22 protein-coding genes and 1 tRNA gene are annotated in these 23,695 nt (G+C 64.1%); 10 read left to right on the top strand and 13 right to left on the bottom strand.

Translation table 11 applies throughout. The features are described 5' to 3' along the window. Window positions 1–101 precede the first annotated feature (101 nt). From MEFOE_RS11420 to thiI, 3 genes are read left to right on the top strand one after another with little or no spacing between them, the layout of a single operon-like run. Window positions 102–431: a NifB/NifX family molybdenum-iron cluster-binding protein gene (locus MEFOE_RS11420; protein ID WP_067052204.1), complete on the top strand. Its 330-nt coding sequence runs from the start codon at window positions 102–104 to the stop codon at window positions 429–431. 47 nt (window positions 432–478) lie between these two features. After that, window positions 479–1,210, top strand: coding sequence for an ATP-dependent sacrificial sulfur transferase LarE (gene larE, locus MEFOE_RS11415; RefSeq protein WP_067052202.1), 732 nt, complete (start codon window positions 479–481; stop codon window positions 1,208–1,210). Continuing rightward, entirely contained in the window at window positions 1,211–2,398 is a 1,188-nt protein-coding gene (gene thiI / locus MEFOE_RS11410; protein ID WP_067052200.1) for a tRNA uracil 4-sulfurtransferase ThiI, read from the top strand. A 9-nt stretch (window positions 2,399–2,407) separates the two neighbouring features. On the opposite strand, the gene MEFOE_RS11405 is transcribed toward thiI, so the two are convergent. The 3 genes from MEFOE_RS11405 to MEFOE_RS11395 all read right to left on the bottom strand — a co-directional run bounded on the left by MEFOE_RS11405 (window position 2,408) and on the right by MEFOE_RS11395 (window position 4,851). Then, the gene (locus MEFOE_RS11405) at window positions 2,408–3,052 is read right to left on the bottom strand and encodes a GNAT family N-acetyltransferase (RefSeq protein WP_067052198.1); all 645 of its coding nucleotides are present in this window, start codon (window positions 3,050–3,052) and stop codon (window positions 2,408–2,410) included. Window positions 3,053–3,490: 438 nt separating this feature from the next. After that, window positions 3,491–4,672: an O-phospho-L-seryl-tRNA:Cys-tRNA synthase gene (pscS, locus tag MEFOE_RS11400; protein ID WP_067052196.1), complete on the bottom strand. Its 1,182-nt coding sequence runs from the start codon at window positions 4,670–4,672 to the stop codon at window positions 3,491–3,493. Next, window positions 4,669–4,851, bottom strand: coding sequence for a hypothetical protein (locus MEFOE_RS11395; protein ID WP_067052194.1), 183 nt, complete (start codon window positions 4,849–4,851; stop codon window positions 4,669–4,671). The genes pscS and MEFOE_RS11395 overlap by 4 nt, the downstream gene beginning before the upstream one ends. Before the next feature lie 115 nt (window positions 4,852–4,966). Here MEFOE_RS11395 and MEFOE_RS11390 point away from each other — a divergent pair, with 115 nt between their 5' ends. The 4 genes from MEFOE_RS11390 to MEFOE_RS11375 are packed head-to-tail and all read left to right on the top strand — an operon-like array spanning window position 4,967 to window position 11,861. After that, entirely contained in the window at window positions 4,967–6,115 is a 1,149-nt protein-coding gene (locus MEFOE_RS11390; protein ID WP_067052192.1) for a metallophosphoesterase family protein, read from the top strand. Continuing rightward, a complete protein-coding gene (locus tag MEFOE_RS11385) occupies window positions 6,102–9,266 on the top strand; it encodes an AAA family ATPase (RefSeq protein WP_067052190.1) in 3,165 nt (1,054 codons plus the stop codon). Before MEFOE_RS11390 ends, MEFOE_RS11385 begins: the two co-directional genes overlap by 14 nt. Continuing rightward, window positions 9,263–10,288, top strand: a complete 1,026-nt coding sequence (locus MEFOE_RS11380) for a DNA double-strand break repair nuclease NurA (RefSeq protein WP_067052188.1) — start codon at window positions 9,263–9,265, stop codon at window positions 10,286–10,288. The genes MEFOE_RS11385 and MEFOE_RS11380 overlap by 4 nt, the downstream gene beginning before the upstream one ends. Beyond that, complete coding sequence (locus tag MEFOE_RS11375; RefSeq protein ID WP_067052186.1) at window positions 10,263–11,861, top strand: ATP-binding protein; 1,599 nt, start codon at window positions 10,263–10,265, stop codon at window positions 11,859–11,861. The genes MEFOE_RS11380 and MEFOE_RS11375 overlap by 26 nt, the downstream gene beginning before the upstream one ends. A gap of 36 nt (window positions 11,862–11,897) precedes the next feature. On the opposite strand, the gene MEFOE_RS11370 is transcribed toward MEFOE_RS11375, so the two are convergent. Both MEFOE_RS11370 and MEFOE_RS11365 read right to left on the bottom strand, forming a co-directional pair. Then, complete coding sequence (locus MEFOE_RS11370) at window positions 11,898–12,404, bottom strand: nucleotide-binding protein (protein ID WP_067052184.1); 507 nt, start codon at window positions 12,402–12,404, stop codon at window positions 11,898–11,900. Window positions 12,405–12,417: 13 nt separating this feature from the next. Next, window positions 12,418–13,284: a formate/nitrite transporter family protein gene (locus tag MEFOE_RS11365; RefSeq protein WP_067052183.1), complete on the bottom strand. Its 867-nt coding sequence runs from the start codon at window positions 13,282–13,284 to the stop codon at window positions 12,418–12,420. A gap of 398 nt (window positions 13,285–13,682) precedes the next feature. Between MEFOE_RS11365 and MEFOE_RS11360 the strand changes: the two genes are divergently transcribed. Both MEFOE_RS11360 and MEFOE_RS11355 read left to right on the top strand, forming a co-directional pair. Further along, window positions 13,683–15,473, top strand: a complete 1,791-nt coding sequence (locus tag MEFOE_RS11360) for a chloride channel protein (protein WP_067052181.1) — start codon at window positions 13,683–13,685, stop codon at window positions 15,471–15,473. Window positions 15,474–15,691: 218 nt separating this feature from the next. Continuing rightward, window positions 15,692–15,832: a KTSC domain-containing protein gene (locus MEFOE_RS11355; RefSeq protein WP_235809618.1), complete on the top strand. Its 141-nt coding sequence runs from the start codon at window positions 15,692–15,694 to the stop codon at window positions 15,830–15,832. A 46-nt stretch (window positions 15,833–15,878) separates the two neighbouring features. Here MEFOE_RS11355 and MEFOE_RS13460 read toward each other — a convergent pair whose 3' ends face one another. The 3 genes from MEFOE_RS13460 to MEFOE_RS11345 all read right to left on the bottom strand — a co-directional run bounded on the left by MEFOE_RS13460 (window position 15,879) and on the right by MEFOE_RS11345 (window position 16,946). After that, on the bottom strand, window positions 15,879–16,046 hold the full coding sequence (locus tag MEFOE_RS13460; RefSeq protein WP_083523452.1) for a DUF1059 domain-containing protein: 168 nt from the start codon (window positions 16,044–16,046) through the stop codon (window positions 15,879–15,881). 123 nt (window positions 16,047–16,169) lie between these two features. Beyond that, window positions 16,170–16,243, bottom strand: a tRNA-Val gene (locus MEFOE_RS11350). 109 nt (window positions 16,244–16,352) lie between these two features. Beyond that, on the bottom strand, window positions 16,353–16,946 hold the full coding sequence (locus tag MEFOE_RS11345) for a PH domain-containing protein (RefSeq protein ID WP_067052179.1): 594 nt from the start codon (window positions 16,944–16,946) through the stop codon (window positions 16,353–16,355). Between the two features lie 79 nt (window positions 16,947–17,025). Here MEFOE_RS11345 and MEFOE_RS11340 point away from each other — a divergent pair, with 79 nt between their 5' ends. Beyond that, window positions 17,026–17,607 carry a nitroreductase family protein gene (locus MEFOE_RS11340; protein ID WP_067052177.1) on the top strand — a complete coding sequence of 194 codons (582 nt, stop codon included), beginning with the start codon at window positions 17,026–17,028 and terminating at the stop codon, window positions 17,605–17,607. Window positions 17,608–17,647: 40 nt separating this feature from the next. On the opposite strand, the gene mch is transcribed toward MEFOE_RS11340, so the two are convergent. The 5 genes from mch to MEFOE_RS11315 all read right to left on the bottom strand — a co-directional run bounded on the left by mch (window position 17,648) and on the right by MEFOE_RS11315 (window position 23,678). After that, the gene (mch, locus tag MEFOE_RS11335; protein WP_067052174.1) at window positions 17,648–18,592 is read right to left on the bottom strand and encodes a methenyltetrahydromethanopterin cyclohydrolase; all 945 of its coding nucleotides are present in this window, start codon (window positions 18,590–18,592) and stop codon (window positions 17,648–17,650) included. A gap of 62 nt (window positions 18,593–18,654) precedes the next feature. Further along, window positions 18,655–19,779 carry an ORC1-type DNA replication protein gene (locus MEFOE_RS11330; protein ID WP_067052172.1) on the bottom strand — a complete coding sequence of 375 codons (1,125 nt, stop codon included), beginning with the start codon at window positions 19,777–19,779 and terminating at the stop codon, window positions 18,655–18,657. A gap of 59 nt (window positions 19,780–19,838) precedes the next feature. Next, complete coding sequence (locus MEFOE_RS11325; protein WP_067052169.1) at window positions 19,839–20,375, bottom strand: hypothetical protein; 537 nt, start codon at window positions 20,373–20,375, stop codon at window positions 19,839–19,841. Window positions 20,376–20,431: 56 nt separating this feature from the next. Continuing rightward, entirely contained in the window at window positions 20,432–21,967 is a 1,536-nt protein-coding gene (locus MEFOE_RS11320) for a beta-ribofuranosylaminobenzene 5'-phosphate synthase (RefSeq protein WP_083523507.1), read from the bottom strand. A gap of 553 nt (window positions 21,968–22,520) precedes the next feature. Next, complete coding sequence (locus tag MEFOE_RS11315; RefSeq protein WP_067052165.1) at window positions 22,521–23,678, bottom strand: cofactor-independent phosphoglycerate mutase; 1,158 nt, start codon at window positions 23,676–23,678, stop codon at window positions 22,521–22,523. Window positions 23,679–23,695 lie beyond the last annotated feature (17 nt).

Here is a 23,695-nt window from a genome sequence, read left to right as displayed (position 1 = left end):
CCAATTAAAGAATTTTCTATCCGGGAACGGCGGCTGCACATGATTTTTCGGCCGGCAGGAGGGGGGCAAGCGCTTTAACTGATGTGCGAAAAGGGTTTCTCATGAAGATCGCCGTAGCAACCGATGGAGAGGGCGGCCTTGACGCCGTCGTGGCCACCGATTTCGGCCGTGCCGACACATTCACCTTTGTCGAGGTGGAGGGGGGTGCAGTCGGCACGGTCGAGACCGTGGCGAATGATGCCTGCCGCGTGGCACAGGGGGCCGGCATGGCCGCCGCCGATCAGATGATGAGGGAGGGGGTTGACGCCGTGGTCGCCGGGCACTTCGGCCCCCATGCCGAGGAGATCTTCGGCGAGGAGGGGATCATTATCGTGCTGATGCCGAAGGTGATGGCGAAAGATGCGGTGGAGCGCTATCTGAAAGTGGCCTGAACTGTCTTCACCCAATCTTCATCTGAGATCAGCGCCCACCAGATGGCATGATTCCCGACTGCCTCTGCAGGTATCTCCGTGAGCATGCCCCTCTTGTCGTCGCCCTCTCGGGCGGGACCGACAGTGCGGTCCTCCTTGCGGCGGCGGCGCGGGCCGGCGTCAGGACGGCGGCGGTGACAGTGGAGACCGGGCTTGCTGCCCCGGCCGAGGCCGGGATTGCGGCGAAGGTCGCGGCCTCCCTTGGCGTGCCCCACGCGGTGGTCAGGGTCGAGATGCTTGCCGTCGACGCGGTCAGGCACAACACCGCTGAGCGGTGCTATGTCTGCAAGAGGCTGATGATGGAGGCGGTCCTCGCGTGGGCGGAGGAGCACGGCTACGCCCATGTCGTCGACGGCACCCATGCGGGCGACGACCCGGCAGACCGTCCGGGCCTGCGGGCCCTCCGCGAACTGGGGGTCGAGAGTCCCTTTGCGGCCTGCGGGATCGGCAGAGATGAGATCGTCGCCATGGCCCGCGCCTTTGGCCTGCCTGTCAGGCCCTCCTCCTCCTGCCTTGCGACCCGCCTCCCTGTCGGCGAGGAGGTGACGCCCGAAAAACTCGGGCTCATCGGCGAGGCCGAGGCCATCCTCAGGGAGAGGATACCGGGCCGCGTGCGGGTGCGGGTGCAGGGGCGCTCGGCCAGGGTCGAGGTGCCTGCCGGGTACGAGGCCGAGGCACGGGCGCTCATCGAGCGTGTCCGGGCCATCGGTTTTGACGACGTGACGATCAGAGGTGTGTAAATGGGAACGGTGCTCCTGCGTTTTGGCGAACTTTTCCTGAAGAGCGAGGCGGTCAAGAAAGTCTACATGCGGATGCTCAGGCAGAACATCGACCTGGCCCTTACGGCCGCCGGGGCCGAGCACGATATCGAGGTGCGACGGGACCGTATTCTGGTGCACGGCCCTGACGTCGATGGGATCGCCGGTGTCGTCTCCCGGACCTTCGGGATCGTCGATGTGGCGGTCTGCACCCGGACAGGGACCACCATCCCCGAGATGGGGGCGGCGGCCCTGGAGCGGGCGCGCCGCCACCTGCGGGCAGGCATGAGTTTCGCGGTCAGGGCGAAGAGGGAGGGGGTGGAGGGCTATACGAGCCCGGAGATCGGGGCCGAGGTCGGGAGCGTGATCTATGACGCGATCCCTGGCCTCAGGGTCGACCTCTCCCATCCCGACTACGAGGTCTTTGTCGAGGCGCGGCCGTACGGCGGGCTCGTGTACGACGAACGTATCCCGGCGCCCCGCGGCCTGCCCTTCGGCACGCAGGACCGGGTGCTCACCCTCCTCTCCGCCGGGATCGACTCGCCTGTCGCAAGCTGGCTGATGATGCGCCGGGGCTGCACGGTCACCCACCTCTCCCTTGACGCGGGGCGCTGGCAGGGGGCGGCGGTGCGGGACGCGGTCCTCCGCCACCATGCCGTCCTCTCGACCTGGTGCATGGGCCGCCCCCTCGACCTGGTCGTCGCGGACATGGAGCCTTTCTTCGATGCGATGACGGCGTCGGGGGAGTACCACTACCGCTGCATCCTCTGCAAGCGCTTCATGGCCAGGATGGCCGACGCCGTCGCCCGGAAGGAGAGGGCGCTCGCGGTCGTCACCGGGGACAACCTCGGCCAGGTGGCGTCCCAGACCCTGGCGAACCTCGGGGTGATCGAGGCGGCGGCGACTCTTCCTGTCCTCCGCCCTCTCCTCACCTACGAGAAGGCCGAGGCGATCGATCTCGCCCGGATGATCGGCACCTTTGACGACGATGCCGGCGACCTCTCGTGCCGGGCCGTCCCGAAAAAACCGGCGACGAAGGCCGACGTCACGAAGATCGAAGCGGCGGAGGAGAAGATCGGGGTCGACGACCTGGTGGCCGCGGCGATGGAGACTCTCAGGCGGGTCAGGGCGAAGAACGGGAAGATTGTCGGCGAAGAGGAAGGGGCCTGAGGAGTTTCTTCACCGCGTAGCGGAACCGGGATTTTTTCCTCCCTCCCACACCATCGCCCAGTTCCCCACTTCTGTCCCCGGGACGAGACTTTTTTCGATCACCCGAAACCCGTAGTGCTCGTACAGCGCCACGTTCTGCTCGTTCTGGGTGACGAGATAGCAGGGGAGTCCCTCCCTGTCCAGGCGATCGAGTATCGGACGGATCAGGCGGCTCGCATACCCCTTTCCCTGGAAGGTCGGGTCCACGCCGATGAAGAAGAGATAGTGGTGAGGGCCGGGCATATGCCGGCGGTGGAGGCCGTCGACGTACTCCGAGAAGGAGAGGATGCGTTCCAGGGCCTCTTTCCCGACTCCCTTCCTGAACCGGAAGAGTCCGGCCCGAAGCGCCCTCCAGAGGGTGATCTCCACCTTTTTTGCGGGGAGCCAGACCGCGACGCCCTCCAGTCGCGGCGATGTCGCGTAGACCTCCCCGTAGATCAGGCCGTACCTGAGCAGGAACTCGAAGTGGTGACGCGCGATCGCCCCCCGCGTCCCGTCGTCGGGAGCGAAATAGTCTATCTTCGGGTCCTGCCCGAAAGCCCGGGCGAGCATTTCGGCAGCAGGGCCGACCTGATCCTTTTTCAGGCGCAGAAGGTCGCCGAGGTCTGCCGGCACGGTATCCTCCCCATGGCATCATGGAATAGATTCTGAGATGTTATGGTTTTCTGCCCGGGGGTGCTGGCCTCGAAAGCCTTCGTCTTCTCGACTCCCACTGGTCGTCCCCGACTCCGGATAAACCCCGGGAAGACAGAGCAGAGGTCCTGAAGGAGGAGGTTACCATCCCTCCCCTATCCTGATGGTGGGGGGACCGGGGGTGCGACCGAAGGGAGCTTGAGAAAACGGAACGTTTTCGAGCGATGCCCCCCGGACAAGATGCCGCTCCACCGATTTATCCCTGGAGATAATGCCTTCCCATGTTTCTCCCGGGATTTTCTTCGAAGCCTTCGTCTTTTCAAGTTCCCTCCGGACTCCCATTTAAGACTCTATCCGGAACAATGTGATAGAAAAAAAGAACCGCACCGACCCCTTCAGGGCCGGCACTCTATCCTATCCTTACGAGGAGACGGAAAGTTCGTTCTCCTCCGCGATCTCCAGGTACGCGGCGGCGAGGTACTCCACCTGTGCCCGGGAGAGGCCGTAGGTGTTGAACTTCCAGACCTTCGTCGCCCCGGGAATGACGCCGACGATCCCCTTCTTCTTCAGCGCGGAGGAGAGGAAGAAACCGCGTTTTTTGTGCGTCTCGGCCACCCGATCGAAGGAGGCGGTCGTGTCGACGCGGGTCAGGGTGTGGCGCCGCGGCATCTCGGACCTGATCTCCGTCCCCTCGATGGCGGCCAGGGCGTTGACGAAGAGCGTGCCATTGGCAAGGTGCTCCTCCCAGTGGTTCACCCGCTCCTGCACGTGCGGGAAGGAGGCCATCATGCCCATGAGGGTGACGCCCATCAGGGTGCAGCCCATCATCTCCACCTCCTTCAACCCGAAGGTCCGGCCCGTGACGTCTCCCTTGATCGTCGTCGTCCTGAAGACCTCGTCGGCACGCTCCGCGGTCGTGGCGAGCACGCCCGAGGGCGCCGGCGCCGCCATGCTCTTGTGCCCCGACCCGACGACGAAGTCGACGCCGAGCGCCTTCCCGTCCACAGGCAGGATGCCGACCGTGTAGGCGCCGTTGAGGAGGACGGGGACGTCGTACTGGTGGGCGACGCGGGCGATCTCCTTCACCTCATGGAGGTTGCCGTACTGGTAGTCGACATGGTCGATGAAGAGGAGGACAGGCGGCCGCCCGAAGGTCCGCACCGCCTCTTCGAGTTTTTCCGCCGCCGCCCCGGCCCTGATGATATTCTTCTCGTCCTTCGGGATCTCCAGGGGCACGCCGCCGGTGTTCTCGACGGCCAGGAACTCGGTGTAGTGGGAGAGGCCGGTGAGCATCACCGGGTCGCCCTTCTGCACGTAGGTGCCGGCGACCGCCTGGAAGCCGCGCCTCGCGCCGGGCACGACCCGCGCCTCGTCCATGCCGACGAAGGCGGCGAGGTCGTCGTGGAAGACGTTGATTGCCGGCTTTTCGATGTAGTCGAGCCTGAAAGGTTTCCGGCAGTTGTCGCAGACCGAGTAGCCGTCGCCCCAGGCGATGATCGCCTTCATCGCGTCCGCGGTCAGCCTGCCGCCGGCCTGGATCGGGTCGATATTGATGTTCATCTCTTCGAGGTCGCGTGCCTCGATATCGGCCGTGCACTTCATCGAGACAGCTCCTGCTCAAGAGTATTGATCTGTTTTTTCAGTTTCTCAAGGGCCTTCGAGGCCTTTGCCCGCTGTTCCTCGTCGAGATCGTGAAGGGGCGCCGTCTCCCGCATCAGCACCCGCAGATCGGTGAGGAGGAACATCGCCTGAAATATTGCGTCCACAGCCCGCTGTGTCACAGAATCACCATCTTCATAGTGTGCACCCGCTATTAGATAGTGGTGACGCTCCCCTTCACTTTCAGGGTCCGCCGGAGAGCTCTATATACGACCGGCAGATGAGGGTTTGATAAAGATGAAATTCGTCCATATTGCCGATACGCACCTCGGCCTTGCGGCCTTCAATAAAATCGACCCGGATACCGGGATGAACCTGCGGGAAAAACTGGTCTACGAGAATTTTCTTGCGGCCGTCGACGCGGTCATCAGGGAGAGGCCGGACGCCGTCGTCCACGCGGGCGACCTCTTCCACACTGTCAGGCCAAAGACCAGGGCCTACACGACGGTCCTCGAGGCCCTGGACAGACTGCAGGACGCGGGCGTCCCCCTCATCCTCATCGCCGGCAACCACTCGATGGCGAAGACCCGGTACACCGAGTCCCCCTTTGCCGTGCTCGCATACCACGGCGCCGAGGTCCATGCCGCCTACCGCTACCGGTACGAGAGGGTGGAGGTCGGCGACACCGTCTTCCACCTCATTCCGAACATGCTCGAGGCCGGCGACTACAGGGTCGCCTTCGACCAGGTCGACCTCTCTTCCTCATCGGCCAACGTGCTGGTCACCCACGGCCTTGCGAGCATGGTCGCCGACAAAAAACTCCACACCATCGCGGAGCACGAGATAGACAACACGATGATCTCCGACGACTTCGACTACATCGCCCTCGGCCACTACCACGGCCAGGTGCAGGTCGGCAGCCGCGCCTGGTACAGCGGGTCCCTGGAACACTGCACGTACGGCGAGATCCATGACCGGAAGGGGGGCCTTGTCGTCGACACGGCGACGGGTCGTGTCACGCCCCTCGCCCTCCCGAAGACCCCGATGTACGACCTCGGCACCCTGGACTGCGCCGATCTTTCGGCCGGCGGGGTCGCCGACGCGATCGCCGGGGCCGTCGAGAGGGTCGCCGCGCCCCATGCGATGTGCCAGGTGACGGTCGCCGGTGTGGGGCGGGAGACTCTCCGCGACCTCGGGCGCCGCGGCCCTGCCTGTGCCGCCGACCGCCTCCTCGACCTGAAGGTGAGGGCCGAGGTGGCCGAGGAGGAGGTCCCCCGCCTTGCCGGCGGAGACCTTGCCGGCCTCGACTATGTCGCCGAGTTCGGGCGTTTCCTGGGCGAGAAGCACCTCCCCCCGGAGAGGGAGGCGTATGTCCTCAGGAAAGGGCAGGAGGTCCTGAAGACGGTGATCAGGGAGCGCCAGGAGGTCGACGATGCTCCTGCATAAACTTGTCCTCCGCAACTTCAAGCGCTACCGGGACGAGGAGATCCTGTTCCGCGACGGGATCACCGGCATCGTCGGGAACAACGGCGCGGGCAAGAGCACGATCACCGACGCCGTCCTCTTCGGGCTGTACGGCGTGCAGGGCGGGGTCGACGGCGAGTATGTCGTCTCCTCCTTTGCCGGCCCGAAGGAGAAGTGCGAGGTCGTCCTGGAGTTCTCGGCCGGCGGCGAGGATTACGTCGTCCAGCGGACCTTCAGGAAGACGGGGAGTTCCACCCAGCACAATGCCTCCCTCTTCATGGACGGGGGCGAGAAGCAGCTGGCCGAGGGGGTGAGCGCTGTCGCCGCGGAGGTGATGCGGGTCCTCGGTATGGGGCCGGCCGACTTCAGGAGCACGGTCTTTGCCGCCCAGAAGGACCTGCTCGCCCTCCTCGACGAGAGGCCGGCGGCCAGGCGGGAGTGGTTCATGAAGGCCCTCGGTATCGACTACCTGAAGGACGAGGGGCAGGCCGCCCTGAAGGGGGAGATCGACGCCGTCGAGGCGGACATCAGCCGTGCCGAGGGCGCCCTTTCCGTCCTCGACGAGGAGGCGCTGGAGGGCGGGCTGGAGATCTGCCGGGCAGATGCGAACTCTGCCCGGGCCGGGATGAAGGCATGCACCGAGGCCCTGGTCTCTCTCTGTGCGGAGAGGGACGCGGCCGGTGCCGACCTCGCCGCCCTCGATGCGGCAGGCCGCGAGGCAGCGCGCCTCGGCGAGGCACAGGCCTCTGCCGTCAGGGAGAATGAACGGTACGCGGCCGAGGTGTCGGGGCTTGAGAAGGACATCGAGGGTATTCGAGCACACCTCGGTGAGTACGAGGCCCTCGCCGCGGCAGAGGAGGAGTACGCGGCCCTCCAGGAGGCCTCTGAGGAGTGGGGCCGGAAGAAGCAGAGCCACGACCTCCTCTCGGCACGCCTCTCCTCTCTCGATGGCGAACGGCGACGCGAGGTTGGCCGTCTCGTGACCCTTGCCCACACACTCGAAGGACTCGACGCCGACCTCGTCCGGTGCCGGGACCTTGCGCCCGTCGCCGCGCGGCGGAACGAGGTACTCGGGGCACGGGAGGCCTGTGCGGCCGACGAGATCAGGCACCGCGACCTTGCCGACCGTGTCCGCGCCGCGGAGCAGCATGTCGCCGCGCTGGGGAGGGCGATGGCCGGACTCGTCCGGGAGGTCGAGACACTCAGGGAAAAAGACGCGGAATGCGCCGATCTTGAGGCTGACCTTGCCGGGTACGACGACCTTTTCCGGGAGAAGGAGGCGCTCGACCTGGCCGCGGTCCATGCCCGCGAGGCCCTCCGCATCAGGGACGAGATTGCAACGGCGGAGAGGGAAGAGGCAGCGCTTCAGGCAATGGTCGAGGGCCTGAAAAAAGACGTGACGGCGGCCGGCGACCCTGCTGCGGACCTGAAGGCGGCCGGGGAGAGGAGGGACGACCTCACCCGCACCCGCGCCGCCGCGGAGGCGAAGAAGAAGATCTGCACCGAAGAGGTGGCGTCTCTCCGGGCGCACCTCGCGGAGGTTGCGTCCCTCGGGCCTGACTCCCCCTGTCCCACCTGCCACCGCCCCCTTGGAGGGCATTATGGGGGCCTTGTCGCCGACCTGGAGAGGGGTGCCGCGGCAGGCGAGGAGGAGGCCCTTACCCTCGACAGGGACCTCGCCCGCATCGACAGGGACCTTGCCGCGGTGCAGTCCGGGATACGGGAGATCGAGGGCCGTCGCCAGGCCCTCCAGGACCTCCTGGCCGGGGCCGCCGTGGCGGTGGAGAAATGTGTGGACCAGAAGCGCCGGGTCGCTGCCCTCAGGGAGCGCCTGGAGATCGAGGAATACGCCGCCGGCACCTACGACCCTGCGCACCATGCGGAGGTGGTCGGGCGCCTCGACGCCCTCTCCCGTCTCAAGGAGAGATACGACAGGCTTTCCGGCGAGGTCGCCGCTCTCCCCTCGAAGGCCGGGGACCTGGAGGCCCTCGACGCCGAGGCCGCGACGGCGCTTGTCGCCGCCGAGGTCGCCCGCGCCGACTGCGAGGCCTTCGCCTACGACCCGAACCGGAAGGCCGCCCTCGACGCGGAGCAGAAGCGTCTCGAACCCCTCTGGCAGGAGTACCTCGCATTGAAGACGAAGTGCGAGAGGCGTCCGCAGGTGGAGGCCGATCACCGGGAGGTGAGCGCCGCCCTCGCCCGCATCGACGGTTTGATCGCGGCGTGCACGGCAGAGAGGGACGAGGTTGGTTTCGACGAGGCCGGGTATGCCCGCGTCGCCGGGGCGAGGGAGGCGGCCGAGGAGAAGCACCGCCGGTACCTCGCGTGCGAGCGTGAGGCGGCCCGCCTCCCCGACCTGGAGAAGAGGCTGGCAGATGTCAGGTCGGCCCTCGCCGCCGCGGAGGAACGCCGTGCCGCCGTCGGCCGCGAGGTCGAGGCCCTCGCCTTCGACCCCGACCGCCTTGCCGGGGCTCGGGAGAAGGCCGCGAGGGCCGCGGATGCAGTCCAGGAAAAGCAGGCGGAGACGACGAAACTCCAGGCCGCCCTCGCTCACCTCGCCGAGAAGGAGGGGGAGATCGTCGGGAAACTCAGGCAGGTGCGGGAGGTCAGGAACAGGGTCGCCGCCCTCGGCGAGGAGAGGGAGAACCTGAAACTGACCCGTTCCCTCCTCTCCGAGTACATCGCCTACCTCCTTGGCGTCGTGCGCGGCCAGCTCGAAGGGGTTGTCGGCGAGGTGCTCGCCGAGATCACCGACGGCCGGTACGACACCGTCTCCTTCGACGACACCTTCACCCTCCTGGTCAACGACATGGGGGCAGACTACCCGGCCGACCGTTTCTCCGGGGGCGAGCAGGACGATATCGCGATCGCCCTCCGCATCGCCCTATCCCGGTACCTCGCCGGTATGCGGGGCATGCACGACCCCGCCGTCCTGATATTCGACGAGATCTTCGGCAGCCAGGACGAAGAGAGACGGGCCAACCTGGTCAGGGCCCTCAGGACGCAGGAAGCGCACTTCCCCCAGATCTTCCTCATCTCCCATGTCGGCGAGGTCCAGGACGAGTTCGAGACGACCTTGCGGGTCGAACTCGGGCCCGGCCCCGAGAGCCACATCGAGGAGGCGGACCGGTGATCCCCCTTGACGAGGGCGACATCGCCGGCATCATCGGTTATCTCGGGCAGATCCGCCCGGCAGACATGGCCTCGCGTTTTGCGCGGGCCGGCGGCTTCGACGCCTCCTCCTTCTCTCCCTGCGGCACGGGCTTTGGGGGCTCTGTCGCCGCGGTGGACGGGAGCAATGCCATGGTCCTTGAGACCGGGAGTTTCTCCGTCGTGCTCGTCCGTGCCGTCGAGACGACGTTCCTTGCCGGCCGGCGGGACCATGCCGGGGAGACGTCCCTCCGGGCCTTCAGGATCGGGCCGGAAGAAAAGAACACGGCCTATGAAACTCTCTACAGGGAGTGCTTCGAGGACACGCCCCGGGAACCCCTTGACAACGAGAACCGCTCCCGCGCCGCGGCCGCGTTCAGGGACACCCTCGAGTACTGGACGGCCCTCCGCCTCGCCGAGACCCTCGATCGGGGCGACGTCCTCCTCCTTGACGGCGCCCTGCGCGTCGACCACGAGAGCCACCGCCCTGTCCTCAAAAAGATCCTCGACACCGCCCGTTCCCGCGGCGTCCTCGTTGCTGCGGTGACCAAGATGGCGTCGTCGACCTGGGGCGGCGGCATCCCCCTCGTCCCCGCGGCCGAGGCCCTTGCCCGCGACCTCGGGGTGGCAGGGGCCTGGCACCTCGCCGTCCCGCCGTCTGTCCTGGACGCGGAGAGATACCGCCAGTGGGACTTCAGCGCGACCTATGTCGCCTCCCTCCACCCCGGATCTCCCCGCGCCTTCAAGGTGGATCTCCCGGCAGGGACGCCGCCGCCGGCCGTCAGGGCGACCTTTGCCGCCCTCGCCACCTATGCGGACGATGGAAGGGTCACCGGCTACCCCTTCCCCCTCTTCGATGCCCACCGTTTCGCGGCGATCGGGAAGGACCAGGTGGATATGGTCCGGCAGGCCCTCATCCGCCGCATGAGCGAGACGGGCATGACAAACGCGGATTTCCGCGCCTATTTCGGTGACTACCATGACACATTTGCATCCTATCGATAATGCCGACCCGGCCAAGTTCAGGCTCATCGGCGAGAAGGTCCTCTCGTACAGGTTCATCGTCCCCCATGACAGCAGGATCTTCGTCGGCGACCTCCTGAAGATCCGGGACGAGACGAAGGGCCTCACCTTCTTTGCGAAGGTGACCGAGATCTGCCATGACTGCAACTTCGCCGACCCGAAATGGGACACCCGCCCTCACACCGCGCACTTCTACGAACTGGGCGAGGACGTCTTCCTGGGCGTCGAGGCGGTGCCCCTCGGCTACCTCGACGGCGACGGCCGGTTCAGGAAACCGAACACCCTCCCCTCGAAGTTCTCCGAGGTCGTCGCCAACCCGAAGGCCGACGACTTCGCCTTCCTGAAGGAGGAGATGGGCGAGATCGAGGTCGGCCTCCTGAAGACGGGCCAGGGCGTCGTCGAGGGGGTGCCGGTCGCCCTCCATGCAGAGGTGATGGCCCAGCACATGGGGGTCTTTGCGACCACAGGCATGGGCAAGAGCAACTTCATGAAGGTCTTTTCCGCCTCCTGCATGAAGGCGAAGCAGTTTGGCATGCTCATCGTCGACCCGCACGGCGAGTACGCCACGGGCGGCCGCTCGTCCACAGGCGATGCGACAAAGGGCCTCATCCACGTCACCGCGGCCCTGGACGGACTGTCCGTCTTCACGATCGATGCCGAGAAGATGAAGACGTACCACCTCAACCGCCTCTGGCTCGAGTACGACGACATCAGGGCCTCCGACCTGAACATCCTCTTCGACCACTCGGAACCGCAGCACGACGCCCTCGAAATCCTTGAGGACGAGAAGGGGTCAGACCTCATCGCCTTTTTCCGGGAGACCGAGTTCGCCGATTTCGACAAGAAAGAGTACGTCGGGGACTTCGGGTGGATCGCGGAGAAACTCCGGACCTCCCATCCCGGTCCCCTGAATGTCCTCAAGCGCCACTTTGATATCCTGACACGGGTGAACGGCCGGTTCTTCCGCGAAAGGGGTTCGTCCATCCCGGAGATCATGCGGGCCCTCGACGAGAACAGGGTCGTCCTCATCGACATCCCCGGCATGGGCGAGAGGAGCGAACTCTTCGTCCTCTCGGTGATCACCCGGCAGATCATGGAACGCCACAGGGAGTGGGGCGTCGGCCGGGATGAGAAGCCGCCGCAGGTCCTGATTGCGATCGAGGAGGCGCAGCGCGTCCTCGGCGCGGGCGGACGGCGGACCCAGGTCTTCAGGGAGGCCGCGATGGAGGGGCGCAAGTTCGGCGTCGGCCTCTGCGTCGTCACCCAGCAGCCGAAGAACATCGACCCCCGCGTCCTCGCCCAGTTGAACACCTTCGTGGTGATGGGGCTTGGCGACCGGGGCGACCGCGACACCATCGCGAGCAGCGCAAAACAGGACCTTTCAAAGATGGACACCGAGATCCAGACTCTCGACGCCGGCGAAGCGGTGATCTCCACCCTGAAGATCCCCTTCCCGGTGAGCACCAGGATCCATCTCTTCGACGATTATCTCAAGGAATGCAACAAAGGTGTACGCCCGTCTCCCGGGGAAGGACTGAAACGGGGCTTTTCCTGAAAGCCCCATCCTCTCCTTAACAATCCCTTGCGGGCTTTACTGTTCTTCTTTTTTGATCCGCCTGATCGAAACGCAGTTGACCACGGCGTCGCCCGATACCACGTAGCGCTTGATCACAAGGCCCAGGATCTCGACCCTGTCCCCGACCTCCACGTCTTCCTGCGGCGTGGTGAACATCTTCACCGTCATCTCGCCGCTGGTGTCCTCGACGATGTAGTGGGGCCTGTTGAGGTAGCGGAACTTCACCGTTTTGACGGTGCCGCGAAGCCTGACGGGCTTTCCGATCATGGCAATGGTGATTGCCCTGGCCCTGACGTCCTTTGCTTCCTTCTCATAGACCGGGACCAGGCCTGCGTACTGGCTCTGGCTCATGTAGTTGAGCATGCCCGGGATGATGATGAGGAGGACGAGAGTCGGAATTCCCCAGATGAGGATCGAGAGGTCTCCTGTAAGAGTGACTGCAAAAACGACCAGAATGGTAAAAAATGCGAATACGGCCAGGGAAACGGCCGATATTCGCACATTGACATTCTTTATTTCCATTGTCTGCTCGGGTTTACTTGAGTGCGGCGATTTCCTTGCGGAAGGCGACCCAGTAGATAACACCGACGAAGAGCAGGCCACCGACGATGTTGCCGAGGGTGACGATGATGATGTTGTTCGTCCACATGGTCACCCAGCCGAGGTTGCTGAGGCCAGCGATACCTGCCGCCTGTTCAGCGGAGAGGTACGGCATTGTCAGGATGCCTGCGGGGATGAAGTACATGTTCGCGACACAGTGCTCGAAGCCGGTGGAAACGAAGGCCATGATCGGGAACCAGATGCCGACAATCTTGCCGATCGCGTCGTCGGCGCAGATGCCGAGGAGGATGGCGAGGTTGACGAGCCAGTTACAACCGATGGCCTTGAGGAAGCAGGACCAGAGGGCTGCTGCGCCAAGATAAGAGGTCTTGCCTGCGGCGATACCGACTGCATTGACGCCGAAGGCGGTTGCTGTGCCGACACCAGCGGCTGACCAGGAGGTCAGGGGGCCGTAGGCCATGATGTAGGCGTAGACAAGGGAACCGATGAGGTTGCCGATGTAGACCCAGAGCCAGAGATTGAGCACGCTTGCCCAGGAGACCTTGTGGATGAATGCCGCCATCGGGGCGAACATCGCGTCACCGGTGAAGAGTTCTGCACCGGTCATGACGGTGATGATGAGGCCGACGGGGAAGACGGCGCCCAGGACAAGCTTGGCTATACCCGCACCGAGGAACGGTGCGACGCCGGTGGCACAGACCGTTGCCAGTCCGGCACCCATGGCGATGTACGCACCGGACATGAACCCTCTCAGGATCATGTTCCATGCGGGCAGGGAAACCTTGTACTTCCCTGCATCGCCAGCCTTTGCGACGATTGCTACTGGAGGATGGAACACCATTTTTTTAACACCTCTAAACGTCCTACCTATACCGACACTATAAATCCTTTCTTGTATAGGTCAAACTAAAATACCCCGAAATCTTATTAAAATCTTTCTAATCGTTGCTGCTCATGGCTTTTCTTTGTCTGACACCTTTCAGCACCTGTCAGGGCCAGAGTAAACAATATGGTCTTTACTCCTGCGTTATGTTAATAAGTATCATACCAGACCGTCCGCCTTTTCCCCCCCTGAGATGACCTGATGCCGCTTCCCTGCCCTCTCTGGAGGCCGGATCGGGCATGGGCGCGCACCGGCCCCCGTGCCTCCCTATTTCAGGAGGATACGATGATTTCAGGACTATCGGGCAGTTTCGCGATATATTTTATGTTGTTTGTCCTGCAACAATATTCTGCATTATGTCAGACGGTGCCGCACCTGTACAGCGTATCTTTCTCATATCGATAATCGTAGGAATAATTTCTGGAATCGGTGCCCTTTTGTTCTTCGAGGGCCTCAAGATCGGCACCTCCTTCTTCATGGAGACCATCGTCGGGTTCAACCTGCCCGAGGAGGGGCAGAGCATCGCCGAAATCTCACAATGGGCCCCGCCCGAGACGCCGTGGCTCATCCTCCCCGTGATCTGCTTTGGTGCCCTCGTCTCCGGCCTCCTCGTGTACACCTATGCCCCCGAGGCCGAGGGCCACGGGACGGACGCGGCGATCCGGGCCTTCCATGGCGAGGGGCGGATCCGTCGCCGCATCCCCATCCTCAAGGCCCTGACCGCGATCATCACCATCTCCACAGGCGGGAGTGCCGGCAGGGAGGGGCCGACCGCCCAGATGTCGGCGGGTTTCGGGTCCCTTGTCGCCGATCTCCTCGGTCTCTCCGAGAGGGAGCGGCGGATCGCCCTGGCGACAGGTATCGGCGCCGGTATCGGGACGATCTTCAAGGCACCCCTCGGCGGCGCCATCCTTGCGGCCGAGGTGCTCTACAGCCGGGACTTCGAGTCCGATGCGATCATCCCGGGTTTCCTCGCCTCTGTCATCGGGTACGCGATCTTCGGTGCATTCGAGGGTTTCGAACCGGTCTTCTCGCCGGTAGAGGTCGAGTGGACGACCGGCCAGATCCCCTTCTTCCTCCTCCTCGGCGTGGTCTGCGCCGCGGTCGGCGTCCTCTATATCAGGACTTTCTACGGGACGAAACGCCTCTTTGCCGGGATCTTCGAGAGGTACCACCTCCCGAAGCACGTCAAGCCCCTCGCCGGAGCCTTCATCACCGGCAGCCTTGTCGTCGCCCTCGTCTACCTCTCCCCGGAGACCGCGATCATCGGGCTTGCCGGCCTGGGCACCGGGTACGGCTTCATACAGCTTGCCCTGTACTCGATGCTCCCCCTCTCCGTCCTCCTCTTCATCCCGTTCATCAAGATCCTCACCACCTCCCTGACCATCGGGTCGGGGGGGAGCGGCGGCGTCTTCGCGCCGGGCCTGGTCATCGGCGGGGCGACAGGCGGGGCTGTCGGGATGGCCCTCCACACCTTCCTGCCCGGTATGGTACCCATCGAACTGGTGCCGGGTTTTGTGGTCGTCGGCATGATCGCCCTCTTCGGGGCGATCTCGAACGCGCCCATCGCGGTGATGATCATGGTCGTGGAGATGACCGGCAACTTCTCCCTCTTCGTGCCCGCGATGGGTGCGGTGGCCGTCGCCCATGTGCTCACCGGCGAGGAGACGATCTTCGTGGAGCAGGTGCGGAACAAGTCCTTCTCCAATGCCCACCGCGGCGAGTTCGAGGTCGATATCCTGGAGAAGATCGGGGTAGCCGAGGTGATGGTCCCGCGTGACCGCGTGATCTCCCTCTCCCCTGCCGACGCCTGTTCGCAGGTCTTCTCCCTCATCACTTCGACGCACCACACCGGCTATCCGGTGCTCGACGGCGACCGCCTGGCCGGCATCATCACGACGAGGGACGTGCGCGAACTCCTGGCGGGCGGCGACCTCTCCCTCCCTGTGGGGGAGAGGATGACGAGGTCCCTGGTCTCGATACGCGAGGACCGGACCCTGGAGGAGGCCCTGCGCCTGATGATCGATCACGACATCCACCACCTCCCCGTGGTCTCGACCGGAGACCCCGGACGTCTTGCCGGGTTTGTCACGCGGACAGACCTGATGCTCGCCCACAGCAAGGCGATCGCCGCCCGTGCGCCGTGAGTGGGTCAGGCCCCCTTTTTTTCGGCTCTGGGGAATTTCTGGTACGGGGTGCCGGTGGGTCCGCACTCTCCCTCCTGGGATCAGGAGGCGACGTCGACCTGCGCAGGAGGGTTTCACCAGGCCTACCTCCGCGAAGATCCCTGACCGCCCCTCATGAACCGCGTCCCGGTCGCTTCCTCCTGCATCTCCCCGGTCGGCTAGACCCTCTGACCCTTGAGGTGGAGTTCAGGAGCGGCCGCCTCTACAGGTACTCCGGGGTGCCTGCCGCGGTGTACGATGTCCTGCTCGCCGCGCCGTCCCACGGGCGGTACCTGAACGCGTCGGTAAAGGGGAGGTACCCCTGTGCGAGGGTCGGGTGACGAAGCGGATACAAAAAAGGAGTGGAAAAATTGTGCCCTGCTCTTCTCAGTGGATGACCTTCTTGATCTTCGTCCACTCATCCGCGGAGAGGTGCGCCTTGTCGTGTGCCTCCCGTGCGTGGTCGGCGATCTTCTTTTCCAGGTCGAACTCATTCGATTCGGACGCCTCGAAGGGGCATTTCAGCCCGATATCTTTGCATTTAAACGACGGCATATACCATCACCGGGTGGTCAATAGAATGCATGGGATATAGTGTTTTCTCTGGGATTTCTGCGGATATGCGGGGAGAATTTCGCTCAGAATAGATCTGTCCCGCGGGGCGTCGTAAAGGATAGATGGGCCTGTCCGGGTTCGAACCGGAGATCTTCGCCGTGTAAGGGCGACGTCATAACCGACTAGACCACAAGCCCAGAAATGCCGTGTACTCTTTTACCCTCTTCCTTATATCTCTGTTGTCGGGCCGGCGGCATCGCGGGTGACGCTCCCGGCCGGGCGTCGACGAAAAAAAGAGAGGGAAATTCACTCCTTCTTCTCCGCCATCCTCTCAAGCACCCGGCGGATCGCCTGCAACTCGGCGAGGACCGCGTCCTCGGGTGCGGCGACGGTCTCCTCCCCCCCTGTCGTCGCCGCCACCGGCGGCCTGCCGCGGACCTGGGCCATGATCAGTTCCCGCACCTCTTCGGGCTCCTCGACGCCCTGGATGCGGATCTCCGCCTGGGCCTGGGCCGAGTACCCGGCCGTCTGGATGCGGAGGTCGGAGATGCCGAAGACCCGCATCAGCGGCCCCTGCACGATATCGACATTCGTGATCCTGTTGTACGGCACGATGCCCGTCCCCCTGAACCAGACACCCCTCTTCCAGGTCATCTCTGTCCCGCTGAGGTGGTAGACCACACTCCGGTAGTAGAGCGGGATCCAGACCGCGATAAAGACGACGACCGCGATCAGACCCCCGGCAAAGAGGGTGTTGAGAATCGGTTCGCCGGCAAGGGAGACAGGGAAGAGGATGAAGGCGGCCGCAAGCAGAGTCGTAAGGAAAAGATAGAGGAAATAATATGTCTTGAACTGCGGGGCCGGCTTGAAGTCCTCCCCGATTGTGATGGAATCCGTCATGTGCAGATTTTCTCCTCCGACCACATCAAGGTATGGTCGCCGCCGAACCTTTATAGGAGGCGGGATAAGAGGGCGGACCATGCAGAGAGAGCACGACGCCGTCATGGCGGCGATCCGGGGGAGACGGAGCATCAGGTCGTACGAGGACAGGCCCCTCGACGATGGGACCGTGCAGGCGATCATCGACGCCGGCATCCATGCCCCGACGGCCCTCGGCCTCCAGCCCTGGCAGTTCATCGTCGTCCGTGACCAGACCCTCATGAAACAGATCTCGGAGTACTGCAAGCCTTTTCTCCTTGCGGCCCTCAAGGACGCCACCGACGAAGCGTCCATCGCGTACAGGGAGATCCTCGCGCAGGAGGAGTACGACATCTTCTACGACGCCCCGGTGCTCGTCCTCGTCCTCGGCGACGTGCGGAACAGGTACAGCATCTACGACTGCACCCTCTGCGCCGGGACCATGATGCTCGCCGCCCGTGCACTGGGGGTCGGGAGCTGCTGGATCGGATCTGCCGAACCTGTCTCCGGCAGCCCCGAGTTCCTTGCGGCCCTCGGCGTGCCCGAGGGCTGGCGGATCGTGGCGCCGATCATCTTCGGCTACCCGAAGGGCACGCCCGAACCGCAGACCCGGCGCGATCCCGTCATCACCTGGATCGGATAAAATCTGGGGGGGGGGGTATGGCCCCCCGGGAAAAGAGCGTTTACTGGAGACCGAAGGACTGCAGGGTCACGTCGGGGTTGACCTCGCCGACATGGTAGACGACACCCTCGGAGATCTCGTTGATGACAACGTCTGCCGGGGAGAAGAGCGACGTGTCGATCTTGTAGAAGTCGTAGCCCGCCTCCTTGAAGATCTCGTTGAAGGGCTTGCCGTAGCCCTGGGACGTATTGGACGGGATCTTCCCGAGGTAGTCCTTGATCTCCGGGGCATTCATGGTGAGGGCGATCTGGCCGTGGTAGATGGTGGCGTCGTTCGTGACACCCATCGCACGCTTGGCGCCGCGGACCGGCGGGACCGGGGCGGTGCCGAAACCGGCGACGATCTTCCTGGTGTCGAAGCCGAGTTCGTTCAGCTTGTAGACCGCGGTCTCCACGCAACGGCCGGCGACCTGAACCGAGCCGACGATGGAGGAGGTGGGGGCGACGATGGCGCAGGTGTTGGCGACGTCCACCTTGCACGCGTCGGCGATCGTCTGCATGACCTCGCCGTTCGGGAGGTGGTCGCTCTCCAGGCAGATCACGGCTGAGTCGCACTCGTCCTCGTATCCGATGACCTCATAGGTGTGCTTCGGCTTGAGGGAGAGGGCGCGGGCCGGGCCTGAACCCATCGCGAAGTAGTTGCCGACCTTGATCGTCCAGCCGGCCTTCTGGGCGCCGAGGCAGGAGACCGAGGGGAAGTCGGTGGAGACCTCGATGAAGGGCATCGGGATCCCCTTGATCTGTCCCATCGTGAGGTTCACGTCGGCGAGGCCGCCCATGCAGATCTCGGTGAAGGTCCGGCCGGCCTGGTATCCGCCGGGAACGGAGACGCCTGCATCGACGATCCTGGCGCCGTTGTCAAGTTCATGGGACGCCGCGTTGTAATCATCGGGATATTCGAAAATGTCGTTGAAAATGTCAAGGGCCTGTTCATTCACGCTCAGCATGGAAATATCACCATTCACATAAACAACGCGGAGAGAATAGATAAGACTTGCCAATCGATCGCTCAGGCCAGGAGATCGAGGACGCGTTGCGGCTCGTATCGCAGCGTGATAACGCGTGTTCGGCCCCGTCCCTGCCTGTAATCGAGGTTGATCAACCGCATCGCATCGAGCTTTTTGACGATCTCGTAGAAGCGGGTATAGCCGATTTTCATCACCTCTTTTGCATGGGTATAGACCTCTCCCGCGTTCATCTCTTTCCCTTCGCTGCTCATGTCGGCGATGGTCTTTAAGAGGACTTTTTCCTCGTCCTTCAGGGTCCGCAGGGTGAAGGAGAGATGGAGGTACTTCGAGACCTGGTAGGCCAGGCAGATGTCGTCCTCCTCGATCTTCTTTCTCGCGTCCTTCTCGGCATTGAGGGCGGCACGCTTCAGGAGGTCGAGGCCGACCCGCAGGTCGCCGCTCTTCATCGTCTGCTCGACGACCAGGTCGAGCATCGCATCGGAGAGGACGCCGGGGTACAGGCCGCTCATCACCCTCTCGGTGAGGATGTGGCGGGCCTCGTCCGCGGAGTACGGGGGGAAATAGATCTCTGTCGGCCTGAAGACCGAGGCGACCCGCGGGTCCACCTCGCGCGAGAGGTCGACGTTCATATCGGAGATGATCGCGATCACCCCGATCCGCGTGCCGGGATAGGACTCGTGCGACCGCAGGAGGGCGTAGAGCACCCGGTTGATCTCGTTCTCGTACAGGAGGTAGTTGGCGTCGTCGAGGGTGACGAGCAGGACGATCTCCTCCTTCTGGAGGATCCGGGCGATGGCGTCGAAGACCTGCTTGAAGGAGGTGCCGGAGGCAGGCGGCAGGTGGCCGGAGAGTTTCCGGTAGATCTGGGCGAAGACGGCGAACTTCGTGTTGTCGATCTCGCAGTTGACGTAGACGGGCACGAGTTTTTTGGTCTCGGCCTCGATCTCGGCGAAGAGTTTTCGCACGCTCGTCGTCTTGCCGGTGCCGGGCAGGCCCCTGCAGATCGTGTTCAGGGGCCGGCCGCCCCGCGCTCCCGGCCTGATCTGGAAGGCGAGTTCCCGCATCTGCGTCTCCCTGTGGTTGAACTGCTCCGGGACATAGTCGATCTCGAAGACCTCGGGGTCCCGGAAGAGTGTCTCATCCCACATGAGGAGATCCTTTGTCATCACCTATTTCCTCGATTTTTCTCTATTTATAGGCTGTAGATCTTTACTTTTACCCTCCCTCACTGGTGGTGAGTCAGGCGGTCCATACAGGCCTTGCAGAGCGTCTTGTTCAGGAAGAGGTTGCTCATCTGTTTCTGGGTCTTCGTGACGGGCTCGCCGCACTCTTCACAGGCGGCGGCCGCCGCCGGGGCCTGCGGCTTTTCGGGCTTTGGTGCTGGTTCCGGTGCGGCGACAGGTTCTGGTACTGGTTCCGGTTCCGGTGCGGCGACGGGTTCTGGCACCGGTTCGGGCACGGCCTCCGGGGCCTCCGCTTCCTCTGCCTCGATCGGGACCAGGACGGTCTGGCCTTCTTCGGGCTGCGGGGGCAGGGGCGCTTCGACGGGTTTCATCGAGAAGACCCTGCGGCGGTAGGCGTCCACACGTTCGGCCGTCGCCTCGTCCCCCCTGCCGAGACGGGCGAGGGTGGCGTCGAGGAAGCCCGCGAGGTCGTCGGCATCCTCCTGTGATCCCACCTCCCCGCTCACTTCCAGGCGGAGGTTCTCGTAGTTGTCCAGGTTGACGGTGATTCCAAGGGTAAGAGTCTTTTTTGCCGGCATGGTACTCACTCTACTATGGGCGGCATATCTATATCTGTGTATATTTGTCCAGGGATTCAGGGGGATGCCCTGACGTCCGCCCCGCGGTTCCGTGCGCGGGTGAGGAACGCCGTCCCGCCGGTCTCCGCCATCGCTTCCTCCGCGGCCCCGAGGGCGTCCTGCATGCCTGTGTCGCCGATCGCGTAGACAGTCGGGCCGAAGGAACTCAGCCCGACTCCTGCGGCGTCGGTTGCCCTGAGTGCGGCGACGAGGTCGTGGATGAGAGGGGGCTGGAGGCTGTGTTCGACACGTTTGAACCCGAGGCCCTGGATCGCGTTCACCGCCGTCCCGAAGAGGTCGAGGTCTTTTTCGACGATGCCGGGGAGCATCTGCATCAGCACCGTGTGGCAGAGCGCCTGCACGTCGCCGATGGGTACCGGGCAGTACTGCCTGAAGATATCGACCTCGGCCTTCCCGTTTTCGCCCTTCGGAATGGCGGGAGTGGCGAGGAGGACCTGCCAGTCCTCGGGGACAGGGTGCCTGAAGAGTACGGGGGCGGGCCTCACGCCGTGCGAGGCCGCCGACGGCCTGAAGTCGGACTTCGCTCCCGAAGGGCCGAAACTGTGCCCGCCGTCCAGGATGAAACCGCCCGACTCGAATGCCGCGGTCCCGATCCCCGACGTCCCGCCTCTCCCGGCGATCGCCGCGATCTCCCTGACCTCCATGGGCCGGTACAGGGCGGAGAGGGCGCGGGCGGTGGCGAGGGCGATCTGGGTGCCGCTGCCGAGGCCGATGTGTCCGGGATAGGTGCGGTGGAGGGTGATCTCGGCACCTCCCCGGACGCCGAGGGCGGCAAGGACTTTCTCTGCGGTCTTTTTCACCCTCTCGGCACTCTCCCCCTCTCCTCTCACCGTGAGTCTGTCGCTCTTTTTCGCCTCGACGACGACGGCCGGGTCCTCGACAGAGAGGCCTATCCCGCCGTCGACCCGCCCCGAACTCCCGTTCATGTCGATGAGGGTCATATGGACCCGTGCCGGGGCCTCCACGATCACCCTGGCCTCGTCGGTGAAGTTGCAGTACGGGAAAGTTTCCCTGATGGCGATCAGGGGTTCCCCGCGGGTGATGATCCGATACCTGCGGGAGAGGAGGGGTTCGTGGCGGAAGATGCCGAAGACGCCGCTGATGCCGGTGCCGGCCCGGCACACCCGCACGTCGCTGAGTTCGCGCCGCGCCTCGATCCGGTGCTTCTGCATGATCCGCCCGATCGGGATGTCGGCCCGCATCAGGTCGTCCTTGAACGAAGGGTCGAGGCGGGAGAGCGGGGTGTCGGACGCCGCGTACAGAAGTGCCTTCCCGCTCTCCTTCTCGTTCAGGGTCACGATCCGGTGGTTGACCGCTTCGCCTGCACGGATACCGAGGGACACCGCCACGCGGTCGTCGGCAGGCACCACCTCCTGCGAGAGCGTCTGCACCGTCACCTCGCAATCAAGCGCGTTTTCCAGAAGAGTGGTCACCGAGCCGTCGGTGCCGAGGAGGATCTTCTGCATCGGCGAGAGAGTGCCGACATCTTTCTCCAGTTCCCGGAGTTTTCCGGCGATGTTGAATGATGCCATGGTCGTCATCAGCCATGTGTCCCGGAGGTCTGGCCGGGACGGTCAGAACATTATTCCATGGGGAGGATATTATAGTACACACAATTGCGGCAGATGATGATAGTTACCCCCTCTGATCCATGATGAAGCAGGGTGCTGATGCCGCTTCTCTTCTTAAGTTCATCTCAGAACTTTCGTTCATTCCTCTTATCTCCGCATGCGTGGCTTTGGAGAAACCTTCATGATCAGATCGATGTAGCCCCTTGAATCTATGGAAGAGTGGCGTGGATCCCTCTGCCTTCCCTACACTCTTCGTCGGGGGACTGCCTCGAAAGCCTCCGGCTTTCTCTTTGCCCCCGAACCCCCGAAACTAGGATAGGACGGGGGAAGACAGAGAAGAAGATGTGATGAGGGAGACTGCCATCCTGCTCCAATCCTGAGCGGGGGTTCGGGGGCGTAGTCCCCCGACGAGCAGTTTGGGGAAGGCAGGTGATCGACGCTCTCCGTGCGGTCCCGCAGACATCGATCTGATCTGGATACCTCCAGACCCGAAAAAAAGAATATATCCTGCCCTTCACGCCGCCTTCCGCCCGAAGAGGAGGGGCAGGAAGTCCGCGGCTTCGTGCAGGCCGAACGCACCCTTCGCCGCCTCCTTCTCCGTGAAGCAGGCGGTGCTGTCCGTCACCTCGCCGCGGATCGCGAAGGGCACAGGCGTCCTGGTGTGGGTCTTCAGCCGGATCGGGGTCGGGTGGTCGGGGAGGACCGCGACCGTGCCGTCGAAATTGTCCAGGATGGTGCCGATGAGGCCGTCCACCCCTTCGATCGCCTTTACCTTCTCCTCGACGCTGCCCATGTGCCCGGCCTCGTCAGGCGCCTCCACATGGACATAGACGAAGTCGAGGCGCTCGATCGCGTCCAGGGCGTACCGCGCCTTCGCCTGGTAGTCGGTGTCGATGAACCCGGTCGCGCCCGGGACATGGATCACCTCCATACCGGCATAGCGGGCGATCCCGTTGAGGAGGTCGACCGCCGAGATCATCCCGCCCGCAAGGCCCCAGCGGCCCCTGAAGTCAGGGATCGCCGGGCGCTTCCCGCCGCTCCACGGCCAGATCGTCGTGGCCGGGAGTCTGCCGGCGGCAACGCGGGCGCGGTTCACCGGGTGGTCGGCAAAGGCCTCCCTCGCGGCGTCCATGCACCGCATCAGGAGGGGAGCGTCCCCGCCTGAGGGGAGGTGGGGTGCGACCGCCTGCCCGACGATGTCGTGGGGCGGCGTGGTCACAGACCCCTTCGCGCCGTGGACGACCATCAGATTCCTGTACGAGATCCCGGGGTGGAAGTCCGCGCCCGGCATGGCAAGGGACCCGATGAGGTCGGCCCCCTCCTCGCTCGTGATGTGCCCGGCATTGAAGTCCTCCATGACGCCGTCCCGCACCGTCACCAGGTTGAAGCGGTAGGCATAGTCTGCCGGCCCGAGGTCGATCCCCATGCTCGCGGCTTCGAGAGGGCCCCTGCCGGTATAGCAGGTGGCCGGGTCGTAGCCGAGCACCGAGAGGTTTGCGACGTCGCTCCCCGGCTCGAACTCGTCCTTCACCGTCCGGAGAAGACCGCAGGCGCCCTCGCGGGCGATGCGGTCCATGTTCGGGGTGTCGGCATAGTCGAGGGGGGTCATGCCGCCGAGCGCGTCGATGGGCTCGTCGGCCATGCCGTCTCCTAGAACGACGATATATTTCATGACTGGTCTTTTTCTCC

Origin of the sequence: Methanofollis ethanolicus, assembly GCF_001571385.1 — an archaeon.
Classification (GTDB): domain Archaea; phylum Halobacteriota; class Methanomicrobia; order Methanomicrobiales; family Methanofollaceae; genus Methanofollis; species Methanofollis ethanolicus.
Note: the sequence above shows the minus strand (reverse complement) of the source record. Positions and strands in the feature narration are given on the sequence as shown.